27 protein-coding genes and 3 pseudogenes are annotated in these 26,794 nt (G+C 70.4%); 15 read left to right on the top strand and 15 right to left on the bottom strand.

The genetic code is table 11. From position 1 onward, the window contains the following. Together VMD50_RS28915 and VMD50_RS28910 are read right to left on the bottom strand one after the other, a co-directional pair. A partial coding sequence (locus VMD50_RS28915) for a TCP-1/cpn60 chaperonin family protein (RefSeq protein WP_325433272.1) occupies window positions 1–657 on the bottom strand: 657 nt, incomplete at its 3' end. 196 nt (window positions 658–853) lie between these two features. Further along, window positions 854–1,420, bottom strand: coding sequence for a TetR/AcrR family transcriptional regulator (locus VMD50_RS28910; protein ID WP_325433269.1), 567 nt, complete (start codon window positions 1,418–1,420; stop codon window positions 854–856). Between the two features lie 113 nt (window positions 1,421–1,533). Here VMD50_RS28910 and VMD50_RS28905 point away from each other — a divergent pair. Beyond that, a pseudogene (locus tag VMD50_RS28905) lies at window positions 1,534–2,456 on the top strand (SDR family NAD(P)-dependent oxidoreductase). A gap of 29 nt (window positions 2,457–2,485) precedes the next feature. Here VMD50_RS28905 and VMD50_RS28900 read toward each other — a convergent pair. After that, the gene (locus VMD50_RS28900) at window positions 2,486–3,181 is read right to left on the bottom strand and encodes a M24 family metallopeptidase (RefSeq protein WP_325433267.1); all 696 of its coding nucleotides are present in this window, start codon (window positions 3,179–3,181) and stop codon (window positions 2,486–2,488) included. A gap of 30 nt (window positions 3,182–3,211) precedes the next feature. Between VMD50_RS28900 and VMD50_RS28895 the strand changes: the two genes are divergently transcribed. Beyond that, complete coding sequence (locus VMD50_RS28895; RefSeq protein WP_325433265.1) at window positions 3,212–3,718, top strand: cupin domain-containing protein; 507 nt, start codon at window positions 3,212–3,214, stop codon at window positions 3,716–3,718. Here the strand turns inward: VMD50_RS28895 and VMD50_RS28890 are convergent. The 3 genes from VMD50_RS28890 to VMD50_RS28880 are packed head-to-tail and all read right to left on the bottom strand — an operon-like array spanning window position 3,703 to window position 5,972. Then, window positions 3,703–4,005 carry an RNA methyltransferase gene (locus VMD50_RS28890; protein WP_325433263.1) on the bottom strand — a complete coding sequence of 101 codons (303 nt, stop codon included), beginning with the start codon at window positions 4,003–4,005 and terminating at the stop codon, window positions 3,703–3,705. The two genes, VMD50_RS28895 and VMD50_RS28890, sit on opposite strands and share 16 nt — an antisense overlap. 60 nt (window positions 4,006–4,065) lie before the next feature. Further along, a complete protein-coding gene (locus VMD50_RS28885; protein ID WP_325433261.1) occupies window positions 4,066–5,508 on the bottom strand; it encodes a flavin-containing monooxygenase in 1,443 nt (480 codons plus the stop codon). Next, a complete protein-coding gene (locus tag VMD50_RS28880; RefSeq protein WP_325433259.1) occupies window positions 5,499–5,972 on the bottom strand; it encodes a VOC family protein in 474 nt (157 codons plus the stop codon). Before VMD50_RS28880 ends, VMD50_RS28885 begins: the two co-directional genes overlap by 10 nt. Before the next feature lie 63 nt (window positions 5,973–6,035). Here VMD50_RS28880 and moeA point away from each other — a divergent pair, with 63 nt between their 5' ends. Next, window positions 6,036–7,253: a molybdopterin molybdotransferase MoeA gene (moeA, locus tag VMD50_RS28875; RefSeq protein WP_325433257.1), complete on the top strand. Its 1,218-nt coding sequence runs from the start codon at window positions 6,036–6,038 to the stop codon at window positions 7,251–7,253. 32 nt (window positions 7,254–7,285) lie between these two features. Here moeA and VMD50_RS28870 read toward each other — a convergent pair. Further along, window positions 7,286–7,534: pseudogene (locus VMD50_RS28870) on the bottom strand (MFS transporter); the annotation flags it as partial. A gap of 117 nt (window positions 7,535–7,651) precedes the next feature. On the opposite strand from VMD50_RS28870, the gene VMD50_RS28865 reads away from it, so the two are divergent. The 6 genes from VMD50_RS28865 to VMD50_RS28840 all read left to right on the top strand — a co-directional run bounded on the left by VMD50_RS28865 (window position 7,652) and on the right by VMD50_RS28840 (window position 14,459). Beyond that, window positions 7,652–8,386 carry a phosphatidylserine decarboxylase gene (locus VMD50_RS28865; RefSeq protein ID WP_325433255.1) on the top strand — a complete coding sequence of 245 codons (735 nt, stop codon included), beginning with the start codon at window positions 7,652–7,654 and terminating at the stop codon, window positions 8,384–8,386. Continuing rightward, the gene (gene pssA, locus VMD50_RS28860; protein ID WP_325433253.1) at window positions 8,383–9,246 is read left to right on the top strand and encodes a CDP-diacylglycerol--serine O-phosphatidyltransferase; all 864 of its coding nucleotides are present in this window, start codon (window positions 8,383–8,385) and stop codon (window positions 9,244–9,246) included. Before VMD50_RS28865 ends, pssA begins: the two co-directional genes overlap by 4 nt. Then, window positions 9,243–11,408, top strand: coding sequence for an AAA family ATPase (locus VMD50_RS28855; RefSeq protein ID WP_325433251.1), 2,166 nt, complete (start codon window positions 9,243–9,245; stop codon window positions 11,406–11,408). The genes pssA and VMD50_RS28855 overlap by 4 nt, the downstream gene beginning before the upstream one ends. Window positions 11,409–11,609: 201 nt before the next feature. Further along, window positions 11,610–13,025, top strand: a complete 1,416-nt coding sequence (locus VMD50_RS28850) for an MFS transporter (protein WP_325433249.1) — start codon at window positions 11,610–11,612, stop codon at window positions 13,023–13,025. A 78-nt stretch (window positions 13,026–13,103) separates the two neighbouring features. After that, entirely contained in the window at window positions 13,104–13,880 is a 777-nt protein-coding gene (locus VMD50_RS28845; protein ID WP_325433247.1) for a hypothetical protein, read from the top strand. 6 nt (window positions 13,881–13,886) lie between these two features. Then, the gene (locus tag VMD50_RS28840; protein WP_325433245.1) at window positions 13,887–14,459 is read left to right on the top strand and encodes a TetR/AcrR family transcriptional regulator; all 573 of its coding nucleotides are present in this window, start codon (window positions 13,887–13,889) and stop codon (window positions 14,457–14,459) included. Between the two features lie 3 nt (window positions 14,460–14,462). Here VMD50_RS28840 and VMD50_RS28835 read toward each other — a convergent pair whose 3' ends face one another. The 6 genes from VMD50_RS28835 to VMD50_RS28810 are packed head-to-tail and all read right to left on the bottom strand — an operon-like array spanning window position 14,463 to window position 18,623. After that, window positions 14,463–15,281 (bottom strand): enoyl-CoA hydratase-related protein, encoded by an 819-nt coding sequence (locus tag VMD50_RS28835; protein WP_325433244.1) that lies wholly within the window; start codon window positions 15,279–15,281, stop codon window positions 14,463–14,465. Between the two features lie 11 nt (window positions 15,282–15,292). Then, complete coding sequence (locus VMD50_RS28830; RefSeq protein ID WP_325433243.1) at window positions 15,293–15,934, bottom strand: LON peptidase substrate-binding domain-containing protein; 642 nt, start codon at window positions 15,932–15,934, stop codon at window positions 15,293–15,295. Between the two features lie 9 nt (window positions 15,935–15,943). After that, a complete protein-coding gene (locus VMD50_RS28825) occupies window positions 15,944–17,071 on the bottom strand; it encodes a glutamate--cysteine ligase (protein ID WP_325433241.1) in 1,128 nt (375 codons plus the stop codon). Next, entirely contained in the window at window positions 17,061–17,771 is a 711-nt protein-coding gene (gene sodC / locus VMD50_RS28820) for a superoxide dismutase[Cu-Zn] (protein ID WP_325433239.1), read from the bottom strand. The genes VMD50_RS28825 and sodC overlap by 11 nt, the downstream gene beginning before the upstream one ends. Before the next feature lie 47 nt (window positions 17,772–17,818). Further along, window positions 17,819–18,295 (bottom strand): LytR C-terminal domain-containing protein, encoded by a 477-nt coding sequence (locus tag VMD50_RS28815; protein ID WP_325433237.1) that lies wholly within the window; start codon window positions 18,293–18,295, stop codon window positions 17,819–17,821. 19 nt (window positions 18,296–18,314) lie between these two features. Continuing rightward, complete coding sequence (locus VMD50_RS28810) at window positions 18,315–18,623, bottom strand: DUF3263 domain-containing protein (RefSeq protein WP_066917645.1); 309 nt, start codon at window positions 18,621–18,623, stop codon at window positions 18,315–18,317. A gap of 294 nt (window positions 18,624–18,917) precedes the next feature. Here VMD50_RS28810 and VMD50_RS28805 point away from each other — a divergent pair, with 294 nt between their 5' ends. The 5 genes and pseudogenes from VMD50_RS28805 to VMD50_RS28785 form a co-directional block, all read left to right on the top strand. Beyond that, the gene (locus VMD50_RS28805) at window positions 18,918–19,511 is read left to right on the top strand and encodes a peptide deformylase (RefSeq protein ID WP_325433233.1); all 594 of its coding nucleotides are present in this window, start codon (window positions 18,918–18,920) and stop codon (window positions 19,509–19,511) included. Then, entirely contained in the window at window positions 19,511–20,290 is a 780-nt protein-coding gene (locus tag VMD50_RS28800) for a GNAT family N-acetyltransferase, cg3035/Rv0428c family (protein ID WP_325433231.1), read from the top strand. Before VMD50_RS28805 ends, VMD50_RS28800 begins: the two co-directional genes overlap by 1 nt. A gap of 2 nt (window positions 20,291–20,292) precedes the next feature. Then, a complete protein-coding gene (locus tag VMD50_RS28795; RefSeq protein WP_325433229.1) occupies window positions 20,293–21,099 on the top strand; it encodes an exodeoxyribonuclease III in 807 nt (268 codons plus the stop codon). A 155-nt stretch (window positions 21,100–21,254) separates the two neighbouring features. Continuing rightward, window positions 21,255–21,698, top strand: a complete 444-nt coding sequence (locus VMD50_RS28790; protein WP_325433227.1) for a hypothetical protein — start codon at window positions 21,255–21,257, stop codon at window positions 21,696–21,698. Between the two features lie 639 nt (window positions 21,699–22,337). After that, a pseudogene (locus VMD50_RS28785) lies at window positions 22,338–25,907 on the top strand (cation-translocating P-type ATPase); the annotation flags it as partial. Here VMD50_RS28785 and VMD50_RS28780 read toward each other — a convergent pair. Further along, window positions 25,879–26,184: an Rv1535 domain-containing protein gene (locus VMD50_RS28780; RefSeq protein ID WP_325433274.1), complete on the bottom strand. Its 306-nt coding sequence runs from the start codon at window positions 26,182–26,184 to the stop codon at window positions 25,879–25,881. The pseudogene VMD50_RS28785 and the gene VMD50_RS28780 sit on opposite strands and share 29 nt — an antisense overlap. Window positions 26,185–26,256: 72 nt before the next feature. On the opposite strand from VMD50_RS28780, the gene VMD50_RS28775 reads away from it, so the two are divergent. Beyond that, a complete protein-coding gene (locus tag VMD50_RS28775) occupies window positions 26,257–26,532 on the top strand; it encodes a hypothetical protein (RefSeq protein ID WP_325433225.1) in 276 nt (91 codons plus the stop codon). 7 nt (window positions 26,533–26,539) lie between these two features. Here the strand turns inward: VMD50_RS28775 and VMD50_RS28770 are convergent. Further along, window positions 26,540–26,794: ATP-binding protein (locus VMD50_RS28770; protein ID WP_325433223.1), on the bottom strand; the 255-nt coding region annotated here is incomplete at its 5' end.

Raw genomic sequence — 26,794 nt, 5'->3', positions numbered from 1 at the left:
CAGGATGTAGGGGTCCTCCAGGACCGCTTCCTGACGCTCGGCGTCGGTGACGAAGTAACCCGAGATGTAGCCCTTGTCAAACCGCATGCCCTCGGTGAGCTCGAGCTGCAGGCCGAAGGTGTTGGACTCCTCGACGGTGATGACGCCCTCGTTGCCGACCTTGTCCATCGCCTCGGCGATCAGGTCGCCGATCGACTGGTCGCCGGCCGAGATGGCCGCGGTGGCAGCGATCTGCTCCTTGGTCTCGACCTCCTTGGCCGACTTCAGCAGGGTCTCGGTGACCTTCTCGACCGCCTTCTCGATGCCGCGCTTGAGGCTCAGCGGGTTGGCGCCGGCCGCGACGTTCCGCAGACCCTCTTTAACCAGGGCCTGGGCCAGCACCGTGGCCGTCGTCGTGCCGTCACCGGCGACATCGTCGGTCTTCTTGGCGACCTCTTTGACCAGCTCGGCGCCGATCTTCTCGTACGGGTCCTCCAGCTCGATCTCCTTGGCGATGGACACACCATCGTTGGTGATCGTGGGGGCACCCCACTTCTTCTCCAGTACGACGTTGCGGCCCTTGGGGCCCAACGTCACCTTTACCGCGTCGGCGAGGGCGTTGAGGCCCCGCTCGAGGCCGCGACGGGCCTCTTCGTCGTACGCAATTGTCTTGGCCATTGCGAAGTGATTCCTCCGGATCGGGAATGAAACTGGGGTCACCGGGTGACGACAACCCCATTACTTACGCCGGCCGGGTGCAGTGCCCGCGACGGACGACCAGGCTGGCCTCACCGTCCCGACCTGGCACTCACGGGTCGCGAGTGCCAAAGTCATTCTTAGCACTCGCCTATGCCGAGTGCAAGAACGGCCGGGGTTATCGCGCAGCGCGTAATCCGTCGATGACGACGTCGGTCGCCCGCCCGGCCAGCGCCGAGTCGTACGCCTGCATGGCCTGGCACCCGATGAGTATCGCCTTGAGATCGGCCATCTCGATGTCCCGCCGCGCCGTGCCCGCTTCCTGCGCGGCGCGCAGCAGCTCGCCGAGCATGGCCTTGAAGGCGTCTTCGGCCTCGGGCGCGGCGCAGGCGATGTCGATTCCGTACCCGGCCAGTGCGTCGACCAGGCCGCGGTCGGCCGCCCCCCACCGCAGCACCATCGAGCGCAGGAAGGCGAAGAGCGCCTCACCGGCCCCCTCGGTCTCCAGCAGGGCGTGGCCGTCGGCAACGAGGCGCTGCATACGGTCTTCGATGACCGCCGCAAACAGCGCCTCCTTGGTCGGGAAGTGCCGGTACACGGTGCCCGCGCCCACGCCGGCGCGCCGGGCGATCTCGTCGATCGCCACCGACAGGCCCTCGGCCGCGAAGGTCTCGTAGGCGACGTCCAGCACGCGCGCGCGGTTGCGCGCCGCGTCGGCGCGCAGCGGCCGTGCCGGTTGCGCCATCTGTATCACCCACCCATCTTCAATAGACATTGCAAACCGGGGCGTGCGTTCCGCATAGTTGCGAGCAACCGGAGCGCTCGCCCCGTTTACCTTACTAGTCGAGGAGCTTTGCCGTGCCCCTTTCGAACGCCAAGTGGACCGCCGCGGACATTCCCGACCAGACGGGCCGCGTCGCCGTCATCACCGGAGCCAACACCGGCCTCGGCTACGAGACCGCCCTGGCCCTGGCCGAAAAGGGCGCCCACGTGGTGCTGGCGGTGCGCAACCTCGACAAGGGCAAGGACGCCGCGGCCCGGATCACCGCGAACAGCCCGCGCGCCGACGTCGCGCTGACCGAGCTCGACCTGACCTCGCTGGACTCCGTCCGCGCCGCGGCCGACCAGCTGCGCTCCGCGCACGACCGCATCGACCTGCTGATCAACAACGCGGGCGTGATGTGGGCGCCCAAGTCGGCCACCAAGGACGGCTTCGAGCTGCAATTCGGCACCAATCACCTCGGCCACTTCGCCTTCACCGGGCTGCTGCTGGACCGGCTGCTGCCCGTCGCCGGCTCCCGGGTCGTGACCGTCAGCAGCATGGGCCACCGCATCCGCGCCGACATCCACTTCGACGACCTGCAGTGGGAACGCCGCTACAGCCGGGTGGGCGCGTACGGGCAGTCCAAGCTGGCCAACCTGCTGTTCACCTACGAACTGCAGCGACGGCTCGCACCCCACGAGACGACGATCGCCGTGGCCGCCCACCCCGCGGCTCCCGCTCCGAACTGACCCGCAACCTGCCCCCCGCGCTGACCCTCGTCGCGTCGGCGCTGATGCCGCTGTTCCAGGGACCGGACATGGGCGCCCTGCCGACACTGCGCGCCGCGACCGATCCCGGCGTGCTCGGCGGCCAGTACTACGGCCCCGACGGATTCGGCGAGCAACGCGGCTACCCGAAAGTCGTTGCGTCCAGCGAGAAGTCGCACGACGCCGCCGTGCAGCACCGGCTGTGGGCCGTCTCCGAGGAGCTCACCGGGGTCGTCTATCCCTTGGACTGACCCGGTCTGACCGGCCGGCCCCGCCCCATTTAGGGCAGGTCGAGCAGCTGCTCGTAGAAGCCGCCGAAGCCGCGGACGCGATCGATCAGATGGATTTCGAGGATCCAGTGGCACATGCGGCCGGTCGGGTCGCTGCGCCGCATCGGCTTGTCTGAGCCGGGCATGATGTACCACTCGACCCCGTCACCGGCGATCTTCTTGTGCGGAAACTCCCCCACCAGATGGCCGGCGATGTGGCTGCCCCACTCGAAGCCCTCGACGCGGGCCACATCGACGACGTGCTCGAACAACTGCGCGCCGGTGACGTCGGGGTGATCGTCGAAATAGCCCCGCCCGGCCTGCCACACCCGCGGCAGCGCGTCCCGGAGGGCCATCTTGTCCGGATCGTCGCCCAGAACGAACGTGCGTCCGAAGTCGGCCTCCCATTCCCCGAAGATCGGTCCCAGGTCGAGGTAGGCGATGTCGTCCGCGGCGATCGCCCGGTCCGGCGGGTGTTCCTTGAAGGGCTGCAGAGTGTTCTCACCGGCCCGCACGATCCGGCGATGCCAGTGCCGGGTCACCCCGAACATCTCCGCGGCGAGGCGGGCGATCTCGCCGGACAGCTCCTCCTCGCGGACGCCGGGGCGAATCATGGCGCACCGTTCGATCTCCGCGAACAGCTGCGAAGCCTTGCTCTGGGCGTCGAGAAGCCGTGCTACCCGCAGCTGTTCGTCGGCAGCCCCCACACCAGCGATGCTAACTGGCAGGCTGGGGAGATGTCCCTCGCCGTTCCGCCCTATCCACCGCCCCGGTACACCAAGGACGAGCCGGAGGTCAGCGCCCGGCTCAGGCGAGCTCCCGAAAATGGAGGGGCGCCGCCGGACTACGAAACCTTCGGGACGAAGTACCACTACCTGGCCGACCAGCAGGCCACCGGCGGCGATTACGGCCTGTACCGGGTCGACATCGCCCCGGCCGGCGGCGGGCCCCCCGCCCACTTCCACCGGGCTATGTCCGAGGCGTTCTTCGTCCTGTCCGGGACGATGAAGCTCTTCGACGGCAACGAGTGGGTCGACGGCCATCCGGGCGATTTCCTCTACGTCCCGCCCGGCGGCGTGCACGGTTTCCGCAACGAGGCGGACCAGCCGGCCTCGGTGCTGATGTTGTTCGCTCCCGGGGCGCCGCGGGAGGCCTACTTCGAGGGCTTCGGGGCGCTGGCCGACATGACCGACGACGAGCGCCGGGAGTGGTTCATCCGCCACGACAACTACTGGGTGCAGTAGGCCGAGTTAATGGTGAGCGAACTTTCGGTGCCCGGCAGCGATGCGCGGCGCGGGTGCTCGTAGGGTTTGGCCGTGCAGAGGAGGTCGAAGCGGTCCGCGGCGTGGCTGCGGATGAAGGTGGAGACGGCATTCAGCGCCCCGGCCAGGACCGGCGACCGGGTGAAGCGGCCGAGACGCCCGGGGCTGGCGGGTTTGCGGCGACAATCACCGGCGTCGGGCGGGCTCCGCCACGGTGGCGGACGTGGGCTGCCCGGCCGGGCCTCCGCGCCCTCGGGAGTTCGTGGCAATGGGGTGGCGCCGACCGCGCCCGCCCGGGGTCGCGGGCGCCGGCGCAGGCTCTCGGTCGGCTACCGGTCGAAGCGGTAGTCGGCGTCGACCAGCTCGCGGGTGCGTTCGTAGAACGTCCGCCCGCTGTATGGCAATTGCGTGACGACCTTCCCGCTGGGATGCCGGAAATAATTGGCGCAGGCGAGCCAGACCTTGCCCGCCATGGCGGCCTGGATCTCGTCGTTGTAGCGGCGCTGCGCGTCCGGGGTGACCTCGATCGTGCGCGCGCCGCGGCCGCCCATGACGTCGAGGATGTGGCGGACGAACGTGGTCTGCGCCTCGTGGATGTAGATGATCGAGTTGACGCCGTTGGTGTTCGGGCCGTACAGCGTGAAGAAGTTCGGATACCCGGCGATCAGCGTGCCGAGGTAGGCCTCCGCGCCGTCGCTCCACTCGTCGCGCAGGTGGCGGCCGCCGGTTCCGTACACGTCGATGCTCGCCAGGTAGTCGGCGGCCTTGAACCCGGTGCCGTAGATGATGGTATCGACGCGGTGCTCGACGCCGTCGGCGGTGAGCACCCCGCGCTCGGTCAGCTCCGCGATGGCGGTCGTCTCCAGGGCGACGTGGGGCAACGCGAAGGTGGGGTACCACTCGCGCGACATCAGCGGCCGCTTGCAGCCCGCGGGGTAGTCCGGCGTCAGCTTCGCGCGCAGGTCGGGGTCGGTCACCTTGCGCCTGAGGTAGCTGCGGGCGAGCTCGGTGGCCTCGCGCGTCTGGGCGGCGGCGGCGTCGAAGCTGGCCGATTCGTAGGCATCGAAGGCCTCGTCGCGCAGTTTGCGCGCAACCTCGGGGTGGCGTTCGAACTCGTCGTGCTGCTCAGGGGTGAACGGGAAGTCGAAGCGGGGCGCGATCCAGATCGGGGTGCGCTGAAAAACCGTGAGGTGCGCGGTCTTTGGCGCGATCGCGGGCACGTACTGGATGGCGCTGGCGCCGGTGCCGATGGACGCGACCCGCTCCCCGGCCGTCGACCTGCTGTGATCCCAACGGGCCGAATGGAATTGGCGACCGCGGAACCGTTGCGCCCCGGGAATGTCCGGAACGTGGGGCACGTCGAGCATCCCGACGGCGCTCACCACGACGTCGAAGTCGTGCTCGGCGCCGAGGTCGGTCGTCAGCGTCCACCGGCGCCGGTCGTCCGACCACCGCGCGGTCGCGACCGCGGTGCCGGCCCGCAGGTGTGGCCCCAGCCGGTGGTCGGTGGCCACCTTTTCCAGGTACGCCAGGATCTCGGGCTGGTTGGCGTAGGTCTTGCTCCACCGTGGGTTGGGCGCAAAGGAATACGAGTACAGGTGCGACGGCACGTCGCACGCCGCGCCGGGGAAAGTGTTGTGCCGCCAGGTCCCGCCGAAACCGTCGGCGCGGTCGAAGATGGTGAAGTCGTAGCCGCCCTGGGCCAGCTGGATTCCCATCGCGATGCCCCCGGCACCGGCGCCGATGATCCCTACCCTCGGCTTTATCCCCATTGCGCGAAGTACGGTCGTTCGGGCCGGCTCTTCTCCACGAGGATGAACACCACGCCCCACGGGTCGACGAACCAGGTGGTGCGCACCCGCGCGACATCGGCGATCCCGCTGACCAAGAACCGCACCCCCTTGCTCTCCAGTTCCGCGCGGGTGGCGTCGAGGTCCTCACAGATCAGCCCGACGTGCGACAGCCCGTGATCGGTCAGGGCCCGATCGGCACCCCCGCCGTCGACGTTGAGGTATTCGATCACCTCGAGCACCCGGTCGCCGTCGTCTCCGAAACCCACGATGGCCGCCTTCATGCTCGGGTCGGACACCAGCTCGCCCATGTCGTCGCGAATGGCATTACCGCTCGTGACGTACGGCGGCGACAGCACACGCAGGCCCAACACGTCGCGGTAGAACGCCACCGCGGCCTCGCAGTCGGGAACGCACACGCCGGTGTGGGCCAACCCGGTAATCACGTTCTCAACCTTACGTCGGAAGGCGGCCGATTCGGGAGCCTCGGGTCGGCCGATAATGGCCGGGTGCGATCGGTCGAAGAGCATCAGCGAGTCGTAGCGGAGATGATCCGCGCCCGCCCGGCGATCGCGGTCGCGCTGGCGGAGGCCCAGGGGCTGGTGCTGGCCGACGACGTACTCGCGCGGCTGGCGCTGCCGGTCTTCGACAACTCCGCGATGGATGGCTACGCGGTGCGCGCCGAGGACGTCGCGGCCGCCACGCCCGAACACCCGGTGGTGTTGCCGGTCGCCGAGGACATTCCGGCGGGGCGCACCGACGAGCTGACGCTTCGACCGAACACCGCGCACCGCATCATGACCGGCGCGCCGGTGCCGGCCGGGGCGACCGCCGTCGTGCCGGTCGAGGACACCGACGGCGGCCTGGAAAGCGGCGGGGCCTCGGTGGCGATCCGCAAACCCCGCCCGGGCGGCGCGCACATCCGGCGGGCGGGCGAGGACGTCGCCCCCGGCACCACGGTCCTGCGCAAGGGCCAGGTGGTGACGCCGGCCGTGCTCGGCCTGGCCGCGGCGCTGGGAATGGCGGAGCTGCCGGTGACTCCGCGCCAACGGGTGCTGGTGCTGTCCACCGGCTCGGAGCTGGTGGCGCCGGGCGATCCGTTGCGGCCGGGGCAGATCTACGAGTCCAACTCGATCATGCTGGCCGGGGCGGTCCGCGACGCCGGCGCCGAGGTGATCGCCGTCGCGACCGCGGAGGACGACGTCGCGCAGTTCAGCGCGCTGCTGGACCGGTACGCCGCGGACTGCGACCTGATCATCACCAGCGGCGGCGTCAGCGCGGGCGCCTACGAGGTCGTCAAGGACGCCTTCGGCCGCGACGGGGATCAGGGGGTGGAATTCGTCAAGGTGGCGATGCAGCCCGGCATGCCGCAGGGCATCGGGCGGGTGGGCGGCGCGACGATCGTCACCCTGCCCGGCAACCCGGTCAGCGCGCTGGTGTCCTTCGAGGTGTTCATCCGCCCCGCGCTGCGCCGGGCGATGGGCCTGCCCGACCCGGAGCGGCCGCACCGGCCGGCGGTGCTCGCCGAATCGCTGACCTCGCCGCGCGGCAAGCGCCAGTTCCGGCGCGCGATCCTGGACCGGGAGGCGCGGAGCGTCACCAGCTACGGCCCCCCCGCGTCACACCACTTGCGGTGGCTGGCATCGGCGAACGGGCTGCTGGACATCCCCGAGGACGTCGTCGAGGTACCCGAAGGGACCGAGCTGCAGGTCTGGGATCTGAGCTAAGCCTCGTCGAACGCGCCGGTGCAGCGGATCGCCGTCATCCAGGCCCGCCGGGGCCGCCAGGCGCCCGGGTTGGGTCCGGCCGCCCAGTCGGGGATCAGGCGCCGGGTCAGCGCCTCCACCACGACCAGGGCAACGACGCCGAGGACCGCCAATTGCGGGAGCAGGCCGATGCCCGCGCCGACGCACGCCGCACCGATGAGGGCCCCGGCCAACGCGCCGACGCTCCACATGCCGTGGAAGCGGGACATGATCGGGGCCCGCACGAGTCGCTCGACCGCGGCGGTGACCCCGATCTTGGCGCGGCCCGGAAGCGTCGCGCACCCGGCTGATTGCATTTCCAACCCATCGTTCCCCGTGCGCGCCCGTGCCAACCGCCGCGGGTTATCTAAGATGGCCGCGTGGCAAGACGCCCCCGCAGCCCTTCTTGTCAGGAAGGCCCCTCCTTCGAGGACCCGGCCTTCAGCCCGCAGCACGCCCTCGAGTTGGTGCGCTCCGCCGTTCCACCCGTTCACCCGGCCGGCCGGCCGTTCGTCGCCGCCGGCCTGGCGACGGCCCTCGCCGGTCGCCGCCACCGGTGGTTGCGCCGGGCGGGCCTGCTGGCCGCCGTCGCCTGCGCGGGCTTCTTCCGGCACCCCAAGCGGGTGCCGCCCACCCGGCCCGGGGCCGTCGTCGCGCCCGCCGACGGCGAGATCTGCGTGATCGACTCGGCGGTCCCGCCGGCCGAATTGAGCATGGGCGACGCGCCGTTGCCGCGGGTCAGCATCTTCCTGTCGCTGCTCGACGCCCACGTGCAACGGGCGCCGGTGAGCGGGGAGGTGGTCGCCGTGCAGCACCGCCCGGGCCGCTTCGGCTCGGCCGACCTGGCCGCGGCGAGCACCGAGAACGAGCGCACCAGCCTGCGGATCCGGACCGACCAAGGCGCCGAGGTGGTGGCGGTGCAGATCGCGGGGCTGCTGGCGCGCCGCATCATCTGCGACGCGCACGTCGGGGACAAGCTGTCGATCGGCGAGACCTACGGCCTGATCCGGTTCGGCTCCCGGCTGGACACCTACCTTCCGGCCGGGACGGAACCGCTGGTCGCGGTGGGCCAGCGCGCGGTCGCCGGCGAGACCGTGCTGGCCGAACTGCCATGACCGACAAGCCCCGCGGCAGGCGGCCGGTGAACCTGCAGATCCTGCCCAGCGCGATGACGGTGCTGTCCATCTGCGCGGGGCTCACCTCCATCCGGTTTGCCCTGCAACACCAGCCGGTTCCCGCGATGGCGCTGATCGTCGCCGCGGCGATCCTGGACGGGCTCGACGGCCGGGTGGCCCGCATGCTCGACGCCCAGACGCGGATGGGCGCGGAAATCGACTCGCTGGCCGACGCCGTGAATTTCGGGGTGGCGCCCGCGCTGGTGCTCTACGTGTCGATGCTGTCGAAGTGGCCGGTCGGCTGGGTGGTGGTGCTGCTGTACGCGGTGTGCGTCGTGTTGCGGCTGGCGCGCTACAACGCGCTGGCCGACGACGGGACCCAGCCCGCCTACGCGCACGAATTCTTCGTCGGGATGCCCGCGCCGGCGGGTGCGGTCTCGATGATCGGCCTGATGGGACTCAAGCTGCAGTTCGGTGAGGGCTGGTGGACCTCGGTGTGGTTCCTTTGCATCTGGGTGGCCGGGACGTCGATGCTCATGGTCAGCGGGATCCCGATGAAAAAGATGCACGCGGTGCGGGTGCCGCCGCACTACGCCACCGCGGTGCTGCTGGTGCTGGTGCTCTTCGCCGCCGCCGCGGTGCTGGAGCCCTTCATCACGATCTGGGTGATCATCATCGCCTACCTGTGCCACGTCCCGTTTGCCGTCCGTAACAAGCGCTGGCTCGACAAGCACCCCGAGGTATGGGGCGACCAGCCCAAGCAGCAGCGCGCCCTGCGGCGCGCCAACCGCCGGGCGCACCCTAGCCGCCGGTCGATGACGCGGTTGGGGCTGCGGAAGCCGAGCGGGCGCCTGCGATGATCCCGGCCTCCGGCGAGGCCCGTCAGCTCACCCTCACCGCAAGGCTGAACACCAGCGCCGTCGACTCCCGCCGCGGCGTCGTCCGGCTGCATCCGAATGCCGTTGCGGCCCTTGGGATCCGGGAGTGGGACGCGGTGGCGCTCACCGGGTCGCGGACGACGGCCGCGGTCGCGGGCCTGACCGGCCCGGACACCCCGGTCGGCATCGTGCTGCTCGACGACGTGACGCTGTCCAACGCGGGGCTGCGGGAGGGCACCGAGGTGATCGTCAGCGCGGTCACCGTCTACGGCGCGCGGTCGGTGACGCTGTCCGGCTCGTCGATGGCCGCCGCCTCGATCACGCCGGTCACCCTGCGACAGGCGTTGCTGGGCAAGGTGATGACCGTCGGCGACGCCGTGTCGCTGCTGCCCCGCGACCTGGGGCCGGGGACCTCGACGTCGGCCGCCACCCGCGCGCTGGCGGCCTCGGTCGGGATCAGCTGGACCTCGGAGCTGCTGACCGTCACCGGCGTCGACCCCGAGGGACCGGTCAGCGTGCAGCCCAACTCGTTGGTCAGCTGGGGAATCGGCGCCGTGACGGCACCGCGCGAACAGCTGACCACCGGGACCCCGGAGATCCTCATCGAGGAGCTCAAGGGCTCGCAGCCGCAGGCCGCCAAGCTCGCCGAATGGCTCAAGCTCTCGCTCGATGAACCGCACCTGCTGAAGGCCCTGGGCGCCGGCGCCAATCTCGGGGTGCTGGTGTCGGGCCCGGCCGGTGTGGGCAAGGTGACGCTGGTGCGCGCGGTGTGCGACGGCCGCAGGCTGATCGAACTCGACGGCCCCGAGGTCGGCGCGCTCGCCGCCGACGACCGGCTGAAAACCGTTGCCGCCGCGGTGCAGAAGGTTCGCGACGGCGGCGGCATCCTGCTGATCGCCGACGTCGACGCGCTGCTTCCGGCCACCGCCGAGCCGGTGGCGGCGCTGATCCTGGGCGAGCTGCGCGCCGCCGTCGCCACCGCCGGCGTCGCGTTGATCGCCACCTCCGCTCACCCCGACCAGCTCGATGCCCGGCTGCGCGCCCCCGACCTGTGTGACCGCGAGCTGGGCCTTCCGCTGCCCGACGGCGCCACCCGCAAGGCGCTGCTGGAGGCGTTGCTCAAACCGGTGCCCACCGGCGATCTCCGCCTCGACGAGATCGCAGGCCGCACACCGGGTTTCGTCGTCGCCGACCTGGCCGCCCTGGTGCGCGAGGCCGCGCTGCGGGCGGCGTCGCGGGCCAGTGCCGACGGCCAGCCACCCGAGCTGAGCCAGGAGGACCTCGTCGGCGCGCTGACCGTCATCCGGCCGCTGTCCCGGTCGGCCAGCGAGGAATTGACCGTCGGGAACGTCACCCTCGGCGACGTGGGCGACATGGCCGAGGCCCGGCAGGCCCTGACGGAGGCGGTGTTGTGGCCCTTGCAGCATCCCGACACGTTCGCCCGGCTGGGCGTCGACCCGCCGCGCGGGGTGCTGCTGTACGGGCCGCCCGGGTGCGGCAAGACGTTCGTCGTCCGCGCCCTGGCCAGCACCGGGCAGCTGTCCGTGCACGCCGTCAAGGGCTCCGAGCTGATGGACAAGTGGGTGGGCAGCTCGGAAAAGGCTGTGCGCGAGCTGTTCCGGCGGGCCCGGGACTCGGCGCCGTCGCTGGTGTTCCTCGACGAGGTGGACGCGCTAGCGCCCCGGCGCGGGCAGAGCTTCGACTCCGGCGTGACCGACCGGGTGGTGGCCGCGCTGCTGACCGAGCTCGACGGGATCGACCCGCTGCGCGACGTCGTGGTGCTGGGCGCCACCAACAGGCCCGACCTGATCGACCCCGCGCTGCTGCGCCCCGGGCGGCTGGAGCGGTTGGTCTTCGTCGAACCGCCCGACGCCGCGGCCCGCGGCGAAATCCTGCGCACCGCAGGCAAATCCATCCCCCTGAGCGACGACGTCGACCTCGACGAGGTGGCCGCCGGGCTCGACGGTTACAGCGCCGCCGACTGCGTGGCGCTGCTGCGCGAGGCGGCGCTCACCGCCATGCGGCGCTCCATCGACGCGTCCGACGTGACGGCCGCCGACCTCGGGGCGGCCCGCGGGACCGTGCGCCCGTCGCTGGATCCCGCGCAGGTGGACGCCTTACGCGTGTTCGCCAAGTCTTTTTAAGGGGCTCTCGAGCACCGCCCGCACCGACTCCGCGACATCGGCCTCGAGCCATCCGGTGCAGCGGGCCGTCGCACCACAGCTGATGGAACGCATTGCGGCACACCCCTGAACCGTTTGGCTCGTTCGTTCGTGACCAGGTTGTTGTAACCCGGTCGCCTACTGAAAAGCATGGAGAGAACCCATGACTGACGAGCCGCCGCGATGATCAACGCAGCGCCGACGACGCGGGTCATCACGGTGGCCATCCTGGTGTCGACGGTCGTCTTCCTCGATGGCACCGTCGTGAATCTGGCGCTGCCGGCCACGGCGCGCGAACTTGGCGGGGGCATGTGCTCACAGCAATGGGTTGTCGACGCCTACCTGCTGGCCGTCGCGGCAATGGTATTGCCGGGCGGTGCCATCTCAGATCTGTTCGGCCGCATACCGGTGCTGCGCTTCGGGCTCGCGGCCTTCGGGGCGGGCTGCGTGCTGGCGGCCACCGCGGGCACACCGGCGATGCTGATCGCCGGCCGCCTCGTCCAGGGGTTGGGCGGCGCGTTTCTGGTGCCCGGCTCGCTGGCTCTGATCAACTCGACGTTCGCACCCGCCGACCGGCCCGCGGCGATCGGGTCCTGGACGGCCTGGACCAGCACCGCCTTCGCGGTGGGGCCGCTGCTGGGCGGACTGGCCGTGGACTTTTTGAACTGGCGGTGGATCTACGTGTTGTCGGCGATCCCGATGGCGATCGGTTTCGGGTTGACGTTTTGGCTGCACCGCATACCCGGGCCCGCCGAGCGCGCCCGCCTCGACGTCGTGGGCGCCGCACTGTCGGCGGTCGGACTGGCCGCCACGGTTTATGCCCTGATCGAACAGGGCCGGCGGGGATGGGGCGACCCCGTGGTCAGGGCGGCGTTGGTGGCCGGGATCGCGGCGTTGCTGGCGTTCGTGGCGTGGCAGCGCCGCGCGCCGCACCCGATGGTGCCGCTGAGCCTGTTCGCGACCCGCAATTTCGCTGGAGCCAACCTGGTCACCGCGTTCGTCTATGGGGGCATCACGATGGGCTCGCTGGCCATCGGCCTGTACCTCCAAGAGGTCGCGGGCTATTCGGCCACCGCCGCGGGCCTGACCACCTTGCCCAGCCCCATCATGTCGTTCCTGTTCGCCCGCGGCGTCGGCGGCATGGCCGCCCGGCTCGGGCACCGGATTTTCCTGATGGCCGGACCGGCCCTGGCCGGGCTGGGGCTGCTGCTCATCCGCCCCGGACCCGGATTCCATCTCGGCACCGACGTATTGCCCGGCCGGATCCTGCTGGCCGTCGGCATGGTCCTGGCCATCACGCCGCTGTCCGCGGTCAATTTGTCCGCCGTCAAGTCCGCGCACAGCGGGATCGCCGCCGCGATCCAGAACGCAACGGGGCGGACCTCGGCACTGATCGCCGTGGCCTGCGTGGGACTGATCACCGCCAACAGGCTGACCGATGCCAGCTTCACCCGGCTGCTGGTGGTCAGCGCCGCATTGTTCTTCGTCGGCGCCGTCATCGGCGGCCTCGCCATCAGAAACGCGGCGGCTTCGGCGCCGTCACAGGCCCCAGCCGGCACCGGCCGGCCGCGCCTGGCATCGAGCACGCATGTAGCCTGATTTGCATCGAACTGCAATGTTGCGTATTACTGCATCCTCGCGCTAATGTGATCGAGCGCGAGCGAATCGAGGATGCCTGTGACAGTCACCGGAACCGCGGCCCCGTCGGTGAACGAGTTCATGAACGATCCGATCGGCTTCTTCGGCCAGTCGTACACCCGGATGCACAGCATTGAACGGCCCGAACTCGAAGAGCTGCAGCGCCAGGCCATTGCCATCCGCTTTCGGGAGCACCGCGAAAGCATCGAGATGCTGCGCAAGCTGGCCGACCGGCTCGGCATCACGGCCCTCAGCGAATTCAATGACGTTGTGCCGCTGTTCTTTTCGCATACGGCGTTCAAGTCGTACCCCGCCGTGCTCGTCGACAAGAAGCGCTTCGACCTGATGACCAAGTGGCTGGACAAGCTCACCAGTTACGACTTGTCCGGCGTGGACGCCACCGGATGCACCGGGATCGACGACTGGATCGACCGACTCGACCAGCAGACCCCGCTGGAGGTCATCACCTCCAGCGGCACCACCGGCGCCATCTCGATCCTGCCCAAAGACAAGCGCGGCGCCGAAGAGGGCATGACGCTGTGGAAGATCTGCCTGTTTCAGACGTTCGGTGAGGAACCCACCGAAAAGGAACTCAACCCCGCGGTGGACGTGGTGTGGCCGAACTTCGCCAACGGCAAGCTCGGTCACCTGCGCATTGCGAACATGATCAAACGCGGCTTCACGGGCGGTGACGAAAGCAGGTTTCACGCGCTCTACCCCGGCGCGATCGACACGGACCTGATGTTCCTGGCCTCCAAGATGCGCGCGGCGGCGTCGCGCGGCGGATTGGTGGATCCTCTCCGAGAAGATATGTGACAGAGCGTGAACAGACACCAGCGGCGGAAACTCGAGGTGCAGGAGAAGATCCTCGCGGCCGCCTTCGACTTGTTTCTCCGCAAGGGGGTGGCGGCCACCACCATCGAGGAGATCTGCGAGCGTGCCGACGTAGCCAACCGGACGTTCTTCAACCACTTCGCCACCCGCCAGGACATGATCCGGGCGCTGGCGGAGCGGCGGCTGGACAACCTGCACGAGGTCGTGTTCGACCGCGGCGACCAACCGATCCCGGCGCGGTTGGTCGGCATCTTCGACGACATCGCCACCACGCTGGCCGGATCGGATGACACCTACCGCGAGCTGATCGGGGAAATGCTGGCCACCAGCGGCTACGGGATCCAGCGCGGCTTCAACCTGCACGACACCTTCGTCGAGCTCGTCAAAGAGGGGGTGGCGCGCGGGGAGGTCAACCCGCGGCACCACGCGGAAACCTTGGCCGACATCCTCGTCGGCGCCCTGTCCGGCGGCATCCTCAACTGGACTCTCGACCGGACCTATCCATTGGAAACCAACCTGCACAACCTCGGCATCGCGCTGGCGGAGTTGCTGCGCGTGTGACTGTCACGGCTCCGGCAGCTCGCGCCAGTCGGCCGAAAGCCGCGAGCTGAACCGCGGCGGCCGGCGATCCAGGAAGGCGGTCACGCCCTCGCGGGCGTCGGCGGTGCCCATCACGCGGTGGTGCAGCTGGGTTTCCAGCGACGCGACCTGCCTTGGGGTGTAGCTGTTGATCGCGCTGTCCCACAGCAGCCGCTTGCACAACGCCGCCGACATCGGGGCCACGTGGGCCGCGATGTCACGGGCCATCTCGCGCGCATGGTCGAGCACCCGCTCGGCGGGCAGCGCCCGATTCGCGATGCCGAGCGCGACCGCCTCGGCACCGGTGAAGGTGCGCCCGGTGAGCAGCACCTCGGCGGCCACCCCCAGGCTGGCCAGATGCGCCAGCGTCCAGTGCGACATGCAGTCCGGGATCACCCCCCGGCGCACTTGCACCACACCGTATTTGGCGTCTTCGGCGACGATGCGGATGTCGGCCTGCAGGGCGATCGTCAGGCCGATCCCGATGGCGTGGCCGTTGAGCGCGGCGATCACCGGTTTGCGCAACTCGAAGGCGGCCGGGTCGATCGGCGACGCGGAAAACGCGCTGTCGTCCGCAGGGGCGTCGAAGGGCGATATGTTGCCCGAGAAGTCCGCCCCCACGCAGAAGGCGCGGCCCGCCCCGGTCACCACGAGGGCGCGGACGTCGTCGTCGCCGTCGCACTCCCGGTAGGCCCGGCTCAGCAGCCGGCCCATGTCGGCGGTATAGGCGTTGAGATGATCGGGGCGATTCAGCGTCAGCACCGCCACGCCCTCGTTGATGTCGACCGTCACGTCGGCGCTCATCGCGTTGCCCCCTATTCGGACAGCTGGAACTCCACCATGTCGGCAAGCGCGTCCACGGCCTCGCCGAGCGCCGCGAATCGATCGGCGGCCGACGGCGCCGACAGCACGGTGTAGCGGTCGGCCGCGCCGATCGGGATGCGAGACGCCAGCGCGAACAGGCGTTGCCCCGCGTCACCCCCGCCGTCACCCAGGAGCACGTCGCGCTCCGGCAGCCGGGCACCGCGCACCTCCGCGATCCGCTCGAACAGCGCCATCACCCGCTCCTCCAGCTCGAGCAGCTGCGCGCCGGTCACCGGGTCCCCCGGCTCGTCGGGCCACGCGGTCACCGTCGCGCGCGGGTACGGGTCGTCGGGCAGCCACTCGCGCACCCGGATCCGCTCGCCGGTGCGGCAGCGCAGCACGTATCGGCCGGCACCCTGATCGGCGTGTTCGGCGATCCGGCACAGGACGCCGACGTCGCAACGCGAATCACCGCCGCCGACCTCGCGGCCCTGCGCGATCAGCACGACGCCGAAGGGTTCGCCGGCGTCGAGGCAGCGCCGCACCAGGGCGCCGTAGCGGGGCTCGAAGATGCGCAACGGCAGATCCTCGTCGGGCAGCAGCGCCGACTCCAGCGGGAACATCGCCAGCTCGGTGGGTTCGGAATCCGCCATGACTCCAACCTAGATGTCCAGCTCGGCCACCAACGCGTCGACGACCGCGCGCAGGTCGCCGTCGTGTTCCTCGGCCACCCGCCGCTGACGTTGGTAGGACGCGCCGTGGGCGGTGATGTCGGCCACCGCGCGCAACTCGTCGGCGCAGTGCAGCGACTCGGCGACCGGCTCCAGCCGGGTGAGCACGTCGACGAGGTCGTCGGTGACCAGCCGCTCGTTGCTTTCGGCGTCCAGGATGATCACCGCGTCCAGGCCGTAGCGGGCCGCGCGCCACTTGTTCTCCTGGACATGCCAGGGCGGCATGGTGGGCAACGTCTCGCCGGCGTCGAGCCTGCGGTCCAGGTCGACGACCAGGCAATGCGTCAACGCGACCAGCGCGCCGAGCTCACGCAAGTTGGACACGCCGTCGCAGACCCGCACCTCCAGGGTGCCGAGATGCGGCGAAGGCCTTATGTCCCAACGGATTTCGTCCATGTGGTCGATGATGCCGGTCTTCTTCTGGTCGTAGACGAACCCTTCGAACTCCGACCATCTCTGAAAGTGGAACGGCAACCCGGCGGTGGGCAGCTGCTGAAACATCATCGCGCGGTTGCTGGCGTATCCGGTGTCCTCGCCGGCCCACCACGGCGACGACGCCGACAGCGCCAGCAGATGGGGGTAGTACTTCAGCAGGGACGTCATGATCGGCATCACCTTGTTCGCCGATGAGATCCCGACGTGGACGTGCACCCCCCAGATCATCATCTGGCGGCCCCACCACTGGGTGCGTTTGATCAGCTCGGCGTAGCGGGGGGCGTCGGTCAGCTTCTGGGCGGACCACCGGGCGAACGGATGGGTGCCCGCGCAGAACAGTTCCATGCCGCGGTCCCGGACGATCCGGCGGGCCGGGCGCAGGGTGTCGCCCAGGTCTTGCATCGCCTGCGCCGTGCAGTCGCAGATGCCACTGACCACCTCGACGGTGTTGCGCAGCAATTCCTTGTGCACGCGCGGGTTTTCGCCGATCTCGGCGATGACCGCGGTGGCCTCGTTGCTCAGGTCGCGCGTCTCGGCGTCGACGAGCGCGAACTCCCACTCCACGCCGATGGTCGGCCGTGGCGAGGGCGCGAAATCGATGCGGGTTCTGGCCCTAGCCGGCACCGATGACACCGCACGCCACCCGCTTGCCGGCGTCACCGGTCGTCATCGTCGTCTCATCGGGACCCGGCGTTCCGTTGGTCTGGTGGTAGCGATCCGGCGGGATGTTGGCGAAGTTGTCGGCGCCGGCGTGAATGATGATCGCCGTCTTCTCGCCGGTCACCAGGTCCTCCATGGCGAACGCGTCCGTGGTGGTCACCAGCATGCCCACGCCGTCCTTACGGACCTGCAGCGAGGTCAGGTCGCCGCTGGCCGGCTCGGCGGAATGCCCGGGCGCCTGGAAATGCCCGCCGGCGGACAGGAAGTCGCCGGGCGCGCCGCCGGTCGGGGCAGTCGAATTGGGCTCACACTTGCCCACCTTGTGGATGTGCACCCCGTGGAAGCCGGGCGTGAGGTGACCCGAGCCGGACGTCGCGATCGTGATGGTCGCGTAGCCGTTGCTGAAATCGAACTTCGCGGTCGCGACCTGGGTCCCGTCGGGGGTCTTCAGTTGGGTGGTCAGGCTCTGCCCCGCCGGCTGCTGCTCGGCGCCGTCGGTGCCCGAGGTCGGCGACGGCGCAGCCGATCCGGTCCAGATCGCCGGCGTGGTGCCGGGTACCTTCGATGCGTGCTGGGGCGACGAGCAGGCACCCACCAGCGCGACACAGGCTCCCGCGGCGAGTGCGGACATGCTGACGGCAGCGACATTGCGGTGCTGAGGCATAGCGGAAGCCTAGCCGGACGGACCCCGAATTTGGAGCAGCGCCAACGTCAGCCCGTCACCAGGACGATGACACCCGGCGGCTGGCCGCCCAGCGCCGGAATCCGCGGCTGCACGGGCGCTCCCAGGTTTTTCCCCACGGCGTCGGCGGTGGCGTGCTCACCGTCGGCGTCGGTGTAGTAGACGGTGGTGGCCGTCACCTCGGGGATCGAGAGGTTCCCGACGTCGGTCACCTTGAAGCCGGCGCCCGTCAGCTGATCCCTGGCATGCGCGGCGACGCCCTCTTTGGAAGAGATGTTGTACACGCGGACCTCGGCCTCGTTCGCCGGGGCATTGCTGGGGGTGGTGGCCGATGGGCTGACGCTGCTGGTCGCGCTGGAGACCGCCGACGCCGAGTCGTCATCGGATTTGCCGGAGGAACTCAGCGCCTGCCAGCCCAGCAGCAGAAAGATGACTCCCAGGAACAGCAGCACCATCACCATGGCCCGCAGCGGAAGCCCCGTGGAGTCGGGAACGCGCTCTTTCATCGCGCCCCACTGTAGCGAGTCAGGTCACCTCGAAGCCCAGGCGGCGGGCCGCCCGCGCCTTCTGCCGGCTGGCGCGCAGCCGTCGCAGCCGCTTGACCAGCATCGGGTCGGCGGCCAGCGCCTCGGGCCGATCGACCAACGCGTTGAGCACCTGGTAATAGCGCGTGGCCGACATCGAGAACAGCTCCTTGATGGCGTCTTCCTTAACCCCGGCGTACTTCCACCACTGGCGTTCGAACGCCAGGATGTCGTGTTCACGGCGGGTGAGGCCATCGGCGATGTCAGCGTCGTCCCCCGATCGATTTGCCCGCGCCATGGCGCTGTCCATATCGCTTCCCCTGGACCCTTCCGGCGATTCTCAAAGTGCTCGAATGACTTATACATAGGCGTTTTAGGGCATGCTTCGCGCGAATATTGAACCACGCGGCGAACCCTCAAGCCGTAATGCAGACCCGCGAGTCGGCCGATTGGCCGCGATTGCCCGGCTAAGAGCGCGTCTTCCCGCGAGCGTAACGCCACGGCGAAAAATCACGCGAAAATTCGCCGTGGCGTTACGCTCGCGGGCAACGCAGCCGTCGGGCACATGCCTGATGCATCGTCCGCGGGCCTAAGCTAGCCGACCATGGCAGTCGTACCGATACGCATCGTGGGGGATCCGGTCCTGCACACCCCCACGACGCCGGTGCCCGTCGCCGCCGACGGTTCGCTGCCCGCGGACCTGCCCGAGTTGATCGCCACCATGTACGACACCATGGACGCCGCGCACGGCGTCGGCTTGGCCGCCAACCAGATCGGACACAGCCTGCGGCTCTTCGTCTACGACTGCGCCGAGGACCGCGGCCTGACCGACCGCCGGCGCGGCGTCGTGATCAATCCGGTGCTGGAGACCAGCGACATACCCGAGACCATGCCCGACCCGGGCACCGACGAGGAGGGCTGCCTCTCGGTCCCCGGCGAGTCGTTCCCCACCGGCCGTGCGAAGTGGGCGCGGGTCACCGGGCTCGACGCCGACGGCAACCCGGTGACCATCGAGGGCACCGGCCTGTTCGCGCGGATGCTGCAGCACGAAACCGGCCACCTGGACGGCTTCCTTTACCTGGACCGCCTCATCGGCCGGTACGCCCGCAGCGCGAAACGAGCGGTGAAGTCCCACGGTTGGGGCGTTCCGGGACTGTCGTGGCTGCCGGGCGAGGGGCCGGACCCGTTCGGCCACTGATGGTTTCGTGGCCACGCCTGGGAACCCGGGTGACGGTTCGCTACCGGCGCGCGCAAGGATCGGTCCCGCCGCTCACCGATGCCGTTGGACACCTGCTGGCGGTCGATCCGCTGGTGCGGGTGCGGACGAAGACGGGCGCGGTGGTCGAGTTCGCGCCCGCCGACGTCGTCGCGCTGCGGGCGCTGACCGACGCGCCGGTGCGCACCTCCGCGATCCGGGCGCTGGAGCACGCGGCCGCGGCGGCCTGGCCCGGCGACGAACGGGCCTGGCTGGACGGCTGGCTGCTGCGAGCCGGGCAAGGGGCGGGGCCGGCCGCCAATTCGGCCATGCCGCTAGACGTTTCGGCCCGGGCGACCGCGATCGCGCAGATCGTGGAGTGGTATGAGCGTCGTGGCCTGACGCCGCGGCTGGGCATCCCCGAGCGCTTGTTGTCGCTGCCGCCCGGGGTGAGGCCCGAGCTGACGGAGCAAATCCTGGTGCGCGACGTGTCGAACGTCACGCCAGCGTCACGGCCGGAACCGAGCGTCACGCCGGAGCGACGGTCGGGCGCGAGCCGGGGCGCGGCGGTCACCGACTCGCCCGACGGCACCCGGTGGTTGGGGCTGTCAGCGGCACTCTGCGAGGAGGTGCTGGCCTGGGGTGCGAGCCGCGGGGCGACCCGCGCATACGTGGAACTCGCCGAGGGCGACACCGACAAGATTGCCCTCGCCGAGTCCCTCGGCTTCCGGCTGCACCACCGGCGCCGCTACGTCGCGGCCCGCGAACTGGATACGGTCTAGCCATGCGGCTGGCCACCTGGAACGTGAACTCCATTCGCACCCGCCTGAACCGCGTCCTGGACTGGCTGGCCCGCGCCGACGTCGACGTGCTGGCCATGCAGGAGACCAAGTGTGCCGACAGCCAGTTCCCCACCCTGCCGTTCTTCGAACTCGGCTACGAGGTCGCCCACGTCGGCTTCAATCAGTGGAACGGCGTGGCCATCGCCTCTCGCGTCGGCCTCGCGAACGTCCAGGTCGGCTTCGAGGGCCAACCCCTCTGGACGAGCAAGCCCGAGGTGGCCGCCACGGCCGAAGCGCGCGCCCTGGGCGCCACCTGCGGCGGCATCCGGGTGTGGAGCCTCTACGTGCCCAACGGCCGCGCCGTGGGTGATCCGCACTACACCTACAAGCTGAATTGGCTTGCCGCGCTGCGGGATGCGGCGGCCGGCTGGCTGCGCGACGATCCCGAGGCGCCGATCGCGCTGGTCGGCGACTGGAACATCGCCCCGACGGACGAAGACGTGTGGAGCCCCGAATTCTATGCCGGCGCCACGCACGTCTCCGAGCCGGAGCGCCGCGCGTTCAACGCCATCGTCGACGCGCAATTCACCGACGTGGTGCGGCCTTTCGCGCCGGGACCCGGGGTCTACACCTATTGGGACTACACCCAGCTCAGGTTCCCCAAGAGACAGGGCATGCGCATCGACTTCATCCTCGCCTCACCGGCGTTGGCCCGCCGCGTCACCGGCGCGCAGATCGTCCGAGACGAGCGCAAGGGCAAGGCGCCGAGCGATCACGCACCGGTGCTGATCGATGTGAGCCCGCCCTGAAAAGTTGCTCGTTGTACGCGAGTTTGTAACGTGGCAGGCTTTCGCCCTAGAGATGCAGAGAACAATTTCGTTGTTGCTGTTAACCTCGCGTTCAACGGGTATACGTGTTGCCACGCGGTTCCCAGTGAGAGCGATGTAGAGACCAGGGAGTCATCATGGGCGTCGTTGGCGGGGCACTCCGCAACGTGGGCAAAACAGTGGGTCGTGCCGCGGACGCGACAACAGCGGCAGCGGGCGCTGTCGGCGGCGCCGCGGTCAATGGAGTCGTCGGCGGCGTAACGGGAGCCGCCGAGGGCATCAAGCGCGGGATCAGCAGCGGCAGTCACTCCACGCCGGCCGCCGCGCTGGCCCTGGGCGCGATCGGCGTCGCCGGCCTGGTCGAATGGCCGGTGCTGCTGGCCGTCGGCGGCGGCGCGCTGTTGTTGCACAGGATGCAGCACAAGCCCGGCAGCCAGACCACGTCGAAGGCCAACCTCAAGCCGGTGCCTTCGGAGCCGGCACCCAAGAAGGTCACGCCGGCAAAGGCCGCCACCAAGCCGGCGGCCAAGAAGGCGGCCGGGCGACGCGCCGGTGCCGCCGAGTTGCGCAGCACCAACTGAGAACCGCCTGAGCCGCCCTTGAGCATTGTCACGTCGTTACCACGATCGACACCGCTGCGGGCTCTCACCGGACTGGCACAAGAGGCCTTTCATATCGCGGCGATTCCGCTGCGCGAAGGCGCCAGGGCGCTCACTGGCGACCTGCCCCACGAAACGCTGAGCCGGCGCTGCTGGCGGGGCGAGAGCCGCGCCTGGATCGAGGTGCGCGGCCTCGACGACGCGAACGCGGGTGAACTCAGAACCGCCGTGCTCGACGCGGTCCGCGCCCACCGCGGCGTCACCTCGGCCAGCCTGAACCTCCCGTTGTCGCGGGTGGTGGTCACCATCGGCGACGAGGACACCTCGCTGCGGGACCTTTGCCGCCTCGTCGACGGCGCCGAAAAGCGTTGCGGCTCAACGCAAAATGCCTCAGCGACGGCCCTTCCGGGTGACGGCGTGGTGGCGGCGACGAGGGCGGTGACCGTGGCCGCCAACGCGGCCGGGCTGGGCATCGCGCTGGCCGGGCGGGCGCTGCGCTGGCCGCGACTGCCGATCGGCGTGCAGGCGCCCATCGTGGCGATCGACTACCAGCCCTGGCTGCGGCGCCTGCTCGAGGACCGCATCGGCGGCCCCGCCACCGACACCGTGCTGGCGCTGGCCATGGCGGCGGCGGAAACCGTCACGCTGGCGCCCGCGTCGCTGTCGGTGGGCCTGCTGATGCAGTCGCTGAAGGCCGCCGAATGCCGCGCCGAGGCGCGGGCGTGGCGCCGGCACGAACCCGAACTCGCCCGCCACGCCGACGAACGACGCGGCGACGCGTCGCCACAGGGGCCACCGCGCGCCCAGGGCGCAGAGCGCCTAAAGAGCCCAGCGGGCCGTTTCGCGCTCGTGCAGGCGCTCGGCGCCGCGCTGGTCGGCGCCACCACCCGCAACCCGAACATGGCCGCCACCGCGGTGCTGGTGACCGCGCCCAAGGCCAGCCGCACCACGCCGGAGGCGTTCGCCGCGGCGCTCGGACGCGGGCTGGCCGACCACCACGCCGTCCTGTCGTTGCGGCCCGACGCGCTGCGCCGCCTGGACCGCGTCGACGCGATCGTCATCGACCCCCGCGTGCTGTGCACCACCGGGCTGCAGGTGGCGCGCATCCGCGGCGCCGGCGAGATCGACCTGTCCGCGGCGTGGGATCGCGCCCAGCTGGTGCTGGAGCGCAACGGGCACCGCCCGGGCTGGCACCGGGTGCCCGGCATATCGGCCGGCGAACCGGGTTCCGCGGTCGAGGCGCTCTTCCGCCCCGGCCACGACCCGTTGGCGTCGGCCATGATCGCAGAGGCGCACCGCACGGGAGCCGAGCTGGTCTCGGTCGAGGTCGATTCGCTGGGCGAGTTGCGGCCCGCGTTCGACGACTTGAGGCCTTTGACGGGCACGTCCAACGGGTCCATCGACGACGCCCTCGCCCGCGCGGTGGCGGACCTGCAACGGGCCGGTCGCACCGTGGCCGTGCTGTCGTCGCTTGGCGCGCAGGCGATTTCGTCCGCGGACGTGGCGCTTGGCGTGCTGCCGCAACCCGGCGCGGGGCCGCCGCCCTGGTGCGCCGACCTGCTGCTGCCCGACCTCGCGGCCGCCTGGCGGGTCCTGCACGCGCTTCCGGCGGCCAGGGCCGCCACCCAGCGCGGCATCGGGATATCGGCCGGCGCGACGGCCATGGGCTCGCTGCTGATGATCCCGGGCATCCGCGGGCTGGGCCCCGGGCCGGTGACCACCGGCGCGGCGGCCGGCGCGCTCTCCGGCTACCTGCTGGCGCGCGGGATCATGGCCGCGGACGCGCCGCGGCCGGCATCCGTCCACGAATGGCACGCGATGTCGGTCGATCAGGTCCGCAGGGCGCTGCCACCGCCCGACGAGGAGGCGGACGCCCGGCCAGAACAACCGCCCCCGACGCCCCCGCACGCGTTCTGGCAGCTCCTCCAGGCCGTCCGCGCCGAGCTGACCGATCCGCTGACGCCGGTGCTGGCGCTCGGGTCGGCGGCCAGCGCGGTGCTCGGTTCGCCCGTCGACGCCGTCCTGGTCTTCTCGGTGCTGACCGGAAACTCCATCCTCGCGGCCAGCCAGCGGCTGCGCGCCGAGAACCGCTTGAACCGGCTGCTCGAGCAGCAGATTCCGCCGGCCAGGAAGGTCGGGACCGGTCCCGACGGGGAGCGCACGTACACCGACGTCATCGCGGCGCAATTGCGGCCCGGCGACGTCATCGAGATCCGGACCCACGAGGTGGTACCCGCCGACGCCCGGATCGTCGAGGAGGTCGACGTCGAGGTCGACGAGTCGACGCTCACCGGCGAGTCGCTGTCGGTGGAGAAGCAGGTCGGCGCCACGCCCGGGGCCGACCTCGCCGAGCGCCGTTGCATGCTCTACGCCGGGACCACCGTGGTGGCCGGCACCGCGGTCGCGCTGGTGACCGCGGTCGGGGCCGACACCCAGGAACGCCGGGCCGCCGAGCTGGTGTCCGGCGACCTGTCGTCGGACATCGGGCTGCAGCACCAGCTCAGCCAGCTGACCAACCGGGCCTTCCCCGTCAGCATGACCGGCGGCGCGCTGGTGGGCGGTTTGGGACTGTTGCGCGGAACGGGGCTGCGGCAGGCGGTGGCCAGCGGCATCGCCATCGCCGTCGCCGCGGTCCCCGAGGGCATGCCGCTGGTGGCGACGCTGGCGCAATCGGCGTCGGCGCGACGGCTGACCAAGTTCGGCGCCCTGGTGCGCGTCCCGCGCTCGGTGGAGGCGCTCGGCCGCATCGACGTGGTCTGCTTCGACAAGACCGGCACCCTCAGCGAGAACCGCCTGCGGGTGGCGCAGGTCCGCCCGGCGCCGGGGCACTCGCCCGAGGAGGTGCTGCGCGACGCGGCGCACGCCGCGCCCGCCGCCAACGGCAACCCGCAGGTGCACGCCACCGACGTCGCCATCATCGAGGCGGCAAGGCGTTCGCTGAACGGCTCCACACCCGACACCGCGTCGGACGCTCACCTGCCCTTCCGCTCCGGCAGGTCGTTCTCCGCCTCCATCACCGGCACGGAGCTGACCGTCAAGGGGGCGCCCGAAGTGGTGCTGGCCGCGTGTCAGGACGTGGACGAGAAGATCGAACGGACGGTCTCCGAACTCGCCACCGACGGGCTGCGGGTGATCGCGGTGGCGCGGCGCCGGCTGACGCCGCAACAGGCCCGGGCGATCCAGGACGATCGCGACGACATCGCCGAATTCTGCCGCGACGGGCTGACGCTGACGGGGTTCCTGGGCCTGTCCGACACCCCGCGCGCCGAGGCCGCCGGGCTGCTCGCCAACCTGGCGCCGCAAGGGGTGGGCGTGAAGCTGATCACGGGCGACCACCCGATCACCGCGCTGGCCATCGCCAGGGAGCTGGGCCTGTCGGTGACCGACGAGCAGGTGATCAGCGGTGCCGAATGGGACTCGCTGTCGCGCAAGGACCAGGCGCGGGTCGTGACCGAGCGGGTGATTTTCGCCCGGATGACACCCGAGAACAAGGTGCAGATCGTTCAGACGCTCGAAGGCGCCGGCGTGCTCTGCGCGATGGTCGGCGACGGCTCCAACGACGCCGCCGCCATCCGGGCCGCCACCGTCGGCATCGGCGTGGTGTCCGGCGGCAGCGACCCGGCCCACCTGGCGGCCGACGTCGTCCTGGTCGACGCCCGCATCGAGGCGCTGGTGGAGGCCATCGCGGAAGGCCGCCAACTGTGGCAGCGGGTGCAGGCGGCGGTGTCCGTGCTCCTCGGCGGCAACGCCGGCGAGGTGCTGTTCGCCATCATCGGCAGCGCGATCACCGGCACGTCGCCGCTGAACACCCGGCAGCTGCTGCTGGTGAACATGATGACCGACGCGCTACCGGCCGCCGCCCTTGCGGTCAGCAAGCCCAGCGGTCCGTCTGAAATGGACAGGCCCGGCCTGCGCGGCCCCGACCGGCCCGCGCTGTGGCGCGCTGTGGCCATCCGCGGGGTCACCACGGCCGCGGCGACGACGGCGGCGTGGGCGATGGCGGGCGTCACCGGGCGCCCGCAGCGGGCATCCACCGTCGCGCTGGTCGCGCTGGTGGGGGCCGAATTGGGTCAAACGCTGCTGGATTCTCGCGCCCCGCTGGTGGTGCTGACGGCGGTGGGCTCGCTGGGGGCGATGGGAACGCTGATCAGCATCCCGGTCGTCAGCCAATTGCTCGGCTGCACACCGCTGGGTCCTGTCGGCTGGGGACAGGCTCTGGGGGCCGCCGCTGGGGCGACCGTCGGGGTAGCCGTTCTGAACCGTGTCGCGGACGGTTGGGGCACGCGGCACCAGCCGGGCACACTGCCACCCGGACCTGGCGCACCCCCGCCGAACGTTGAGCCCTCCGACCAGGGTGACGAATCTCGACGATCCCAACCCGCCACAGCAGCGCATAGAGTTCCAGTAACGGCACCCGCAGCACCAAAGCAATCGACGAAACCAGCGGATCACCGCCGGGATCGGTCATCGTCGACATAGGTCCGACGGTGGTCGCAGTACCCGGCGGGGCGGCAAACCCATAGTTACCGGAAGGCAAATGATGGCGGAAAAGAAAATGCGCAGGGAGACCTCCCAGCGCGACGCGGTGCAGAAGATCCGCGAAGGCGAAACCTTCGTGGTGAACCTGCCGGTGGTGGGGCAGGTGGAGATCCCGCGCCCGGAACAATTGGCCTACTTCGGCGGCCTGGCCGCCCTGGCCGCGCTCGAACTCATCGACTGGCCCGTCGCCCTGGTCATCGCCGCCGGCCACCTGCTGGCCAGCAACCACCACAACAAGATCCTGGAAGAACTCGGCGACGCGATGGAAGAGGCTTAGGCCGTCGTCATGTGACGGCAACCGCGCGCTCGAACGTCAGCGTGACCCGGGTGCCCCCGGGGGTCCGAAGGGTGTCGACGCGGTCGGCCAGCCCGCCGATCAGGGTGAGCCCACGGCCGCGCCGCCTGCTGCGCAGGCTGGCCGACGAATCGCCGACCCAGCGCCCGGTGTCGCTGACGGTCACCGCGACCGTTTCGCCGTGCAGGAAGGCCTCGACGGACACGGTTTTGCGCGGCTCGCTGCGGCTGCCGTGCTCGATCGC

Source organism: Mycobacterium sp. (assembly GCF_035506235.1).
Taxonomy (GTDB): domain Bacteria; phylum Actinomycetota; class Actinomycetes; order Mycobacteriales; family Mycobacteriaceae; genus Mycobacterium.
Note: the sequence above shows the minus strand (reverse complement) of the source record. Positions and strands in the feature narration are given on the sequence as shown.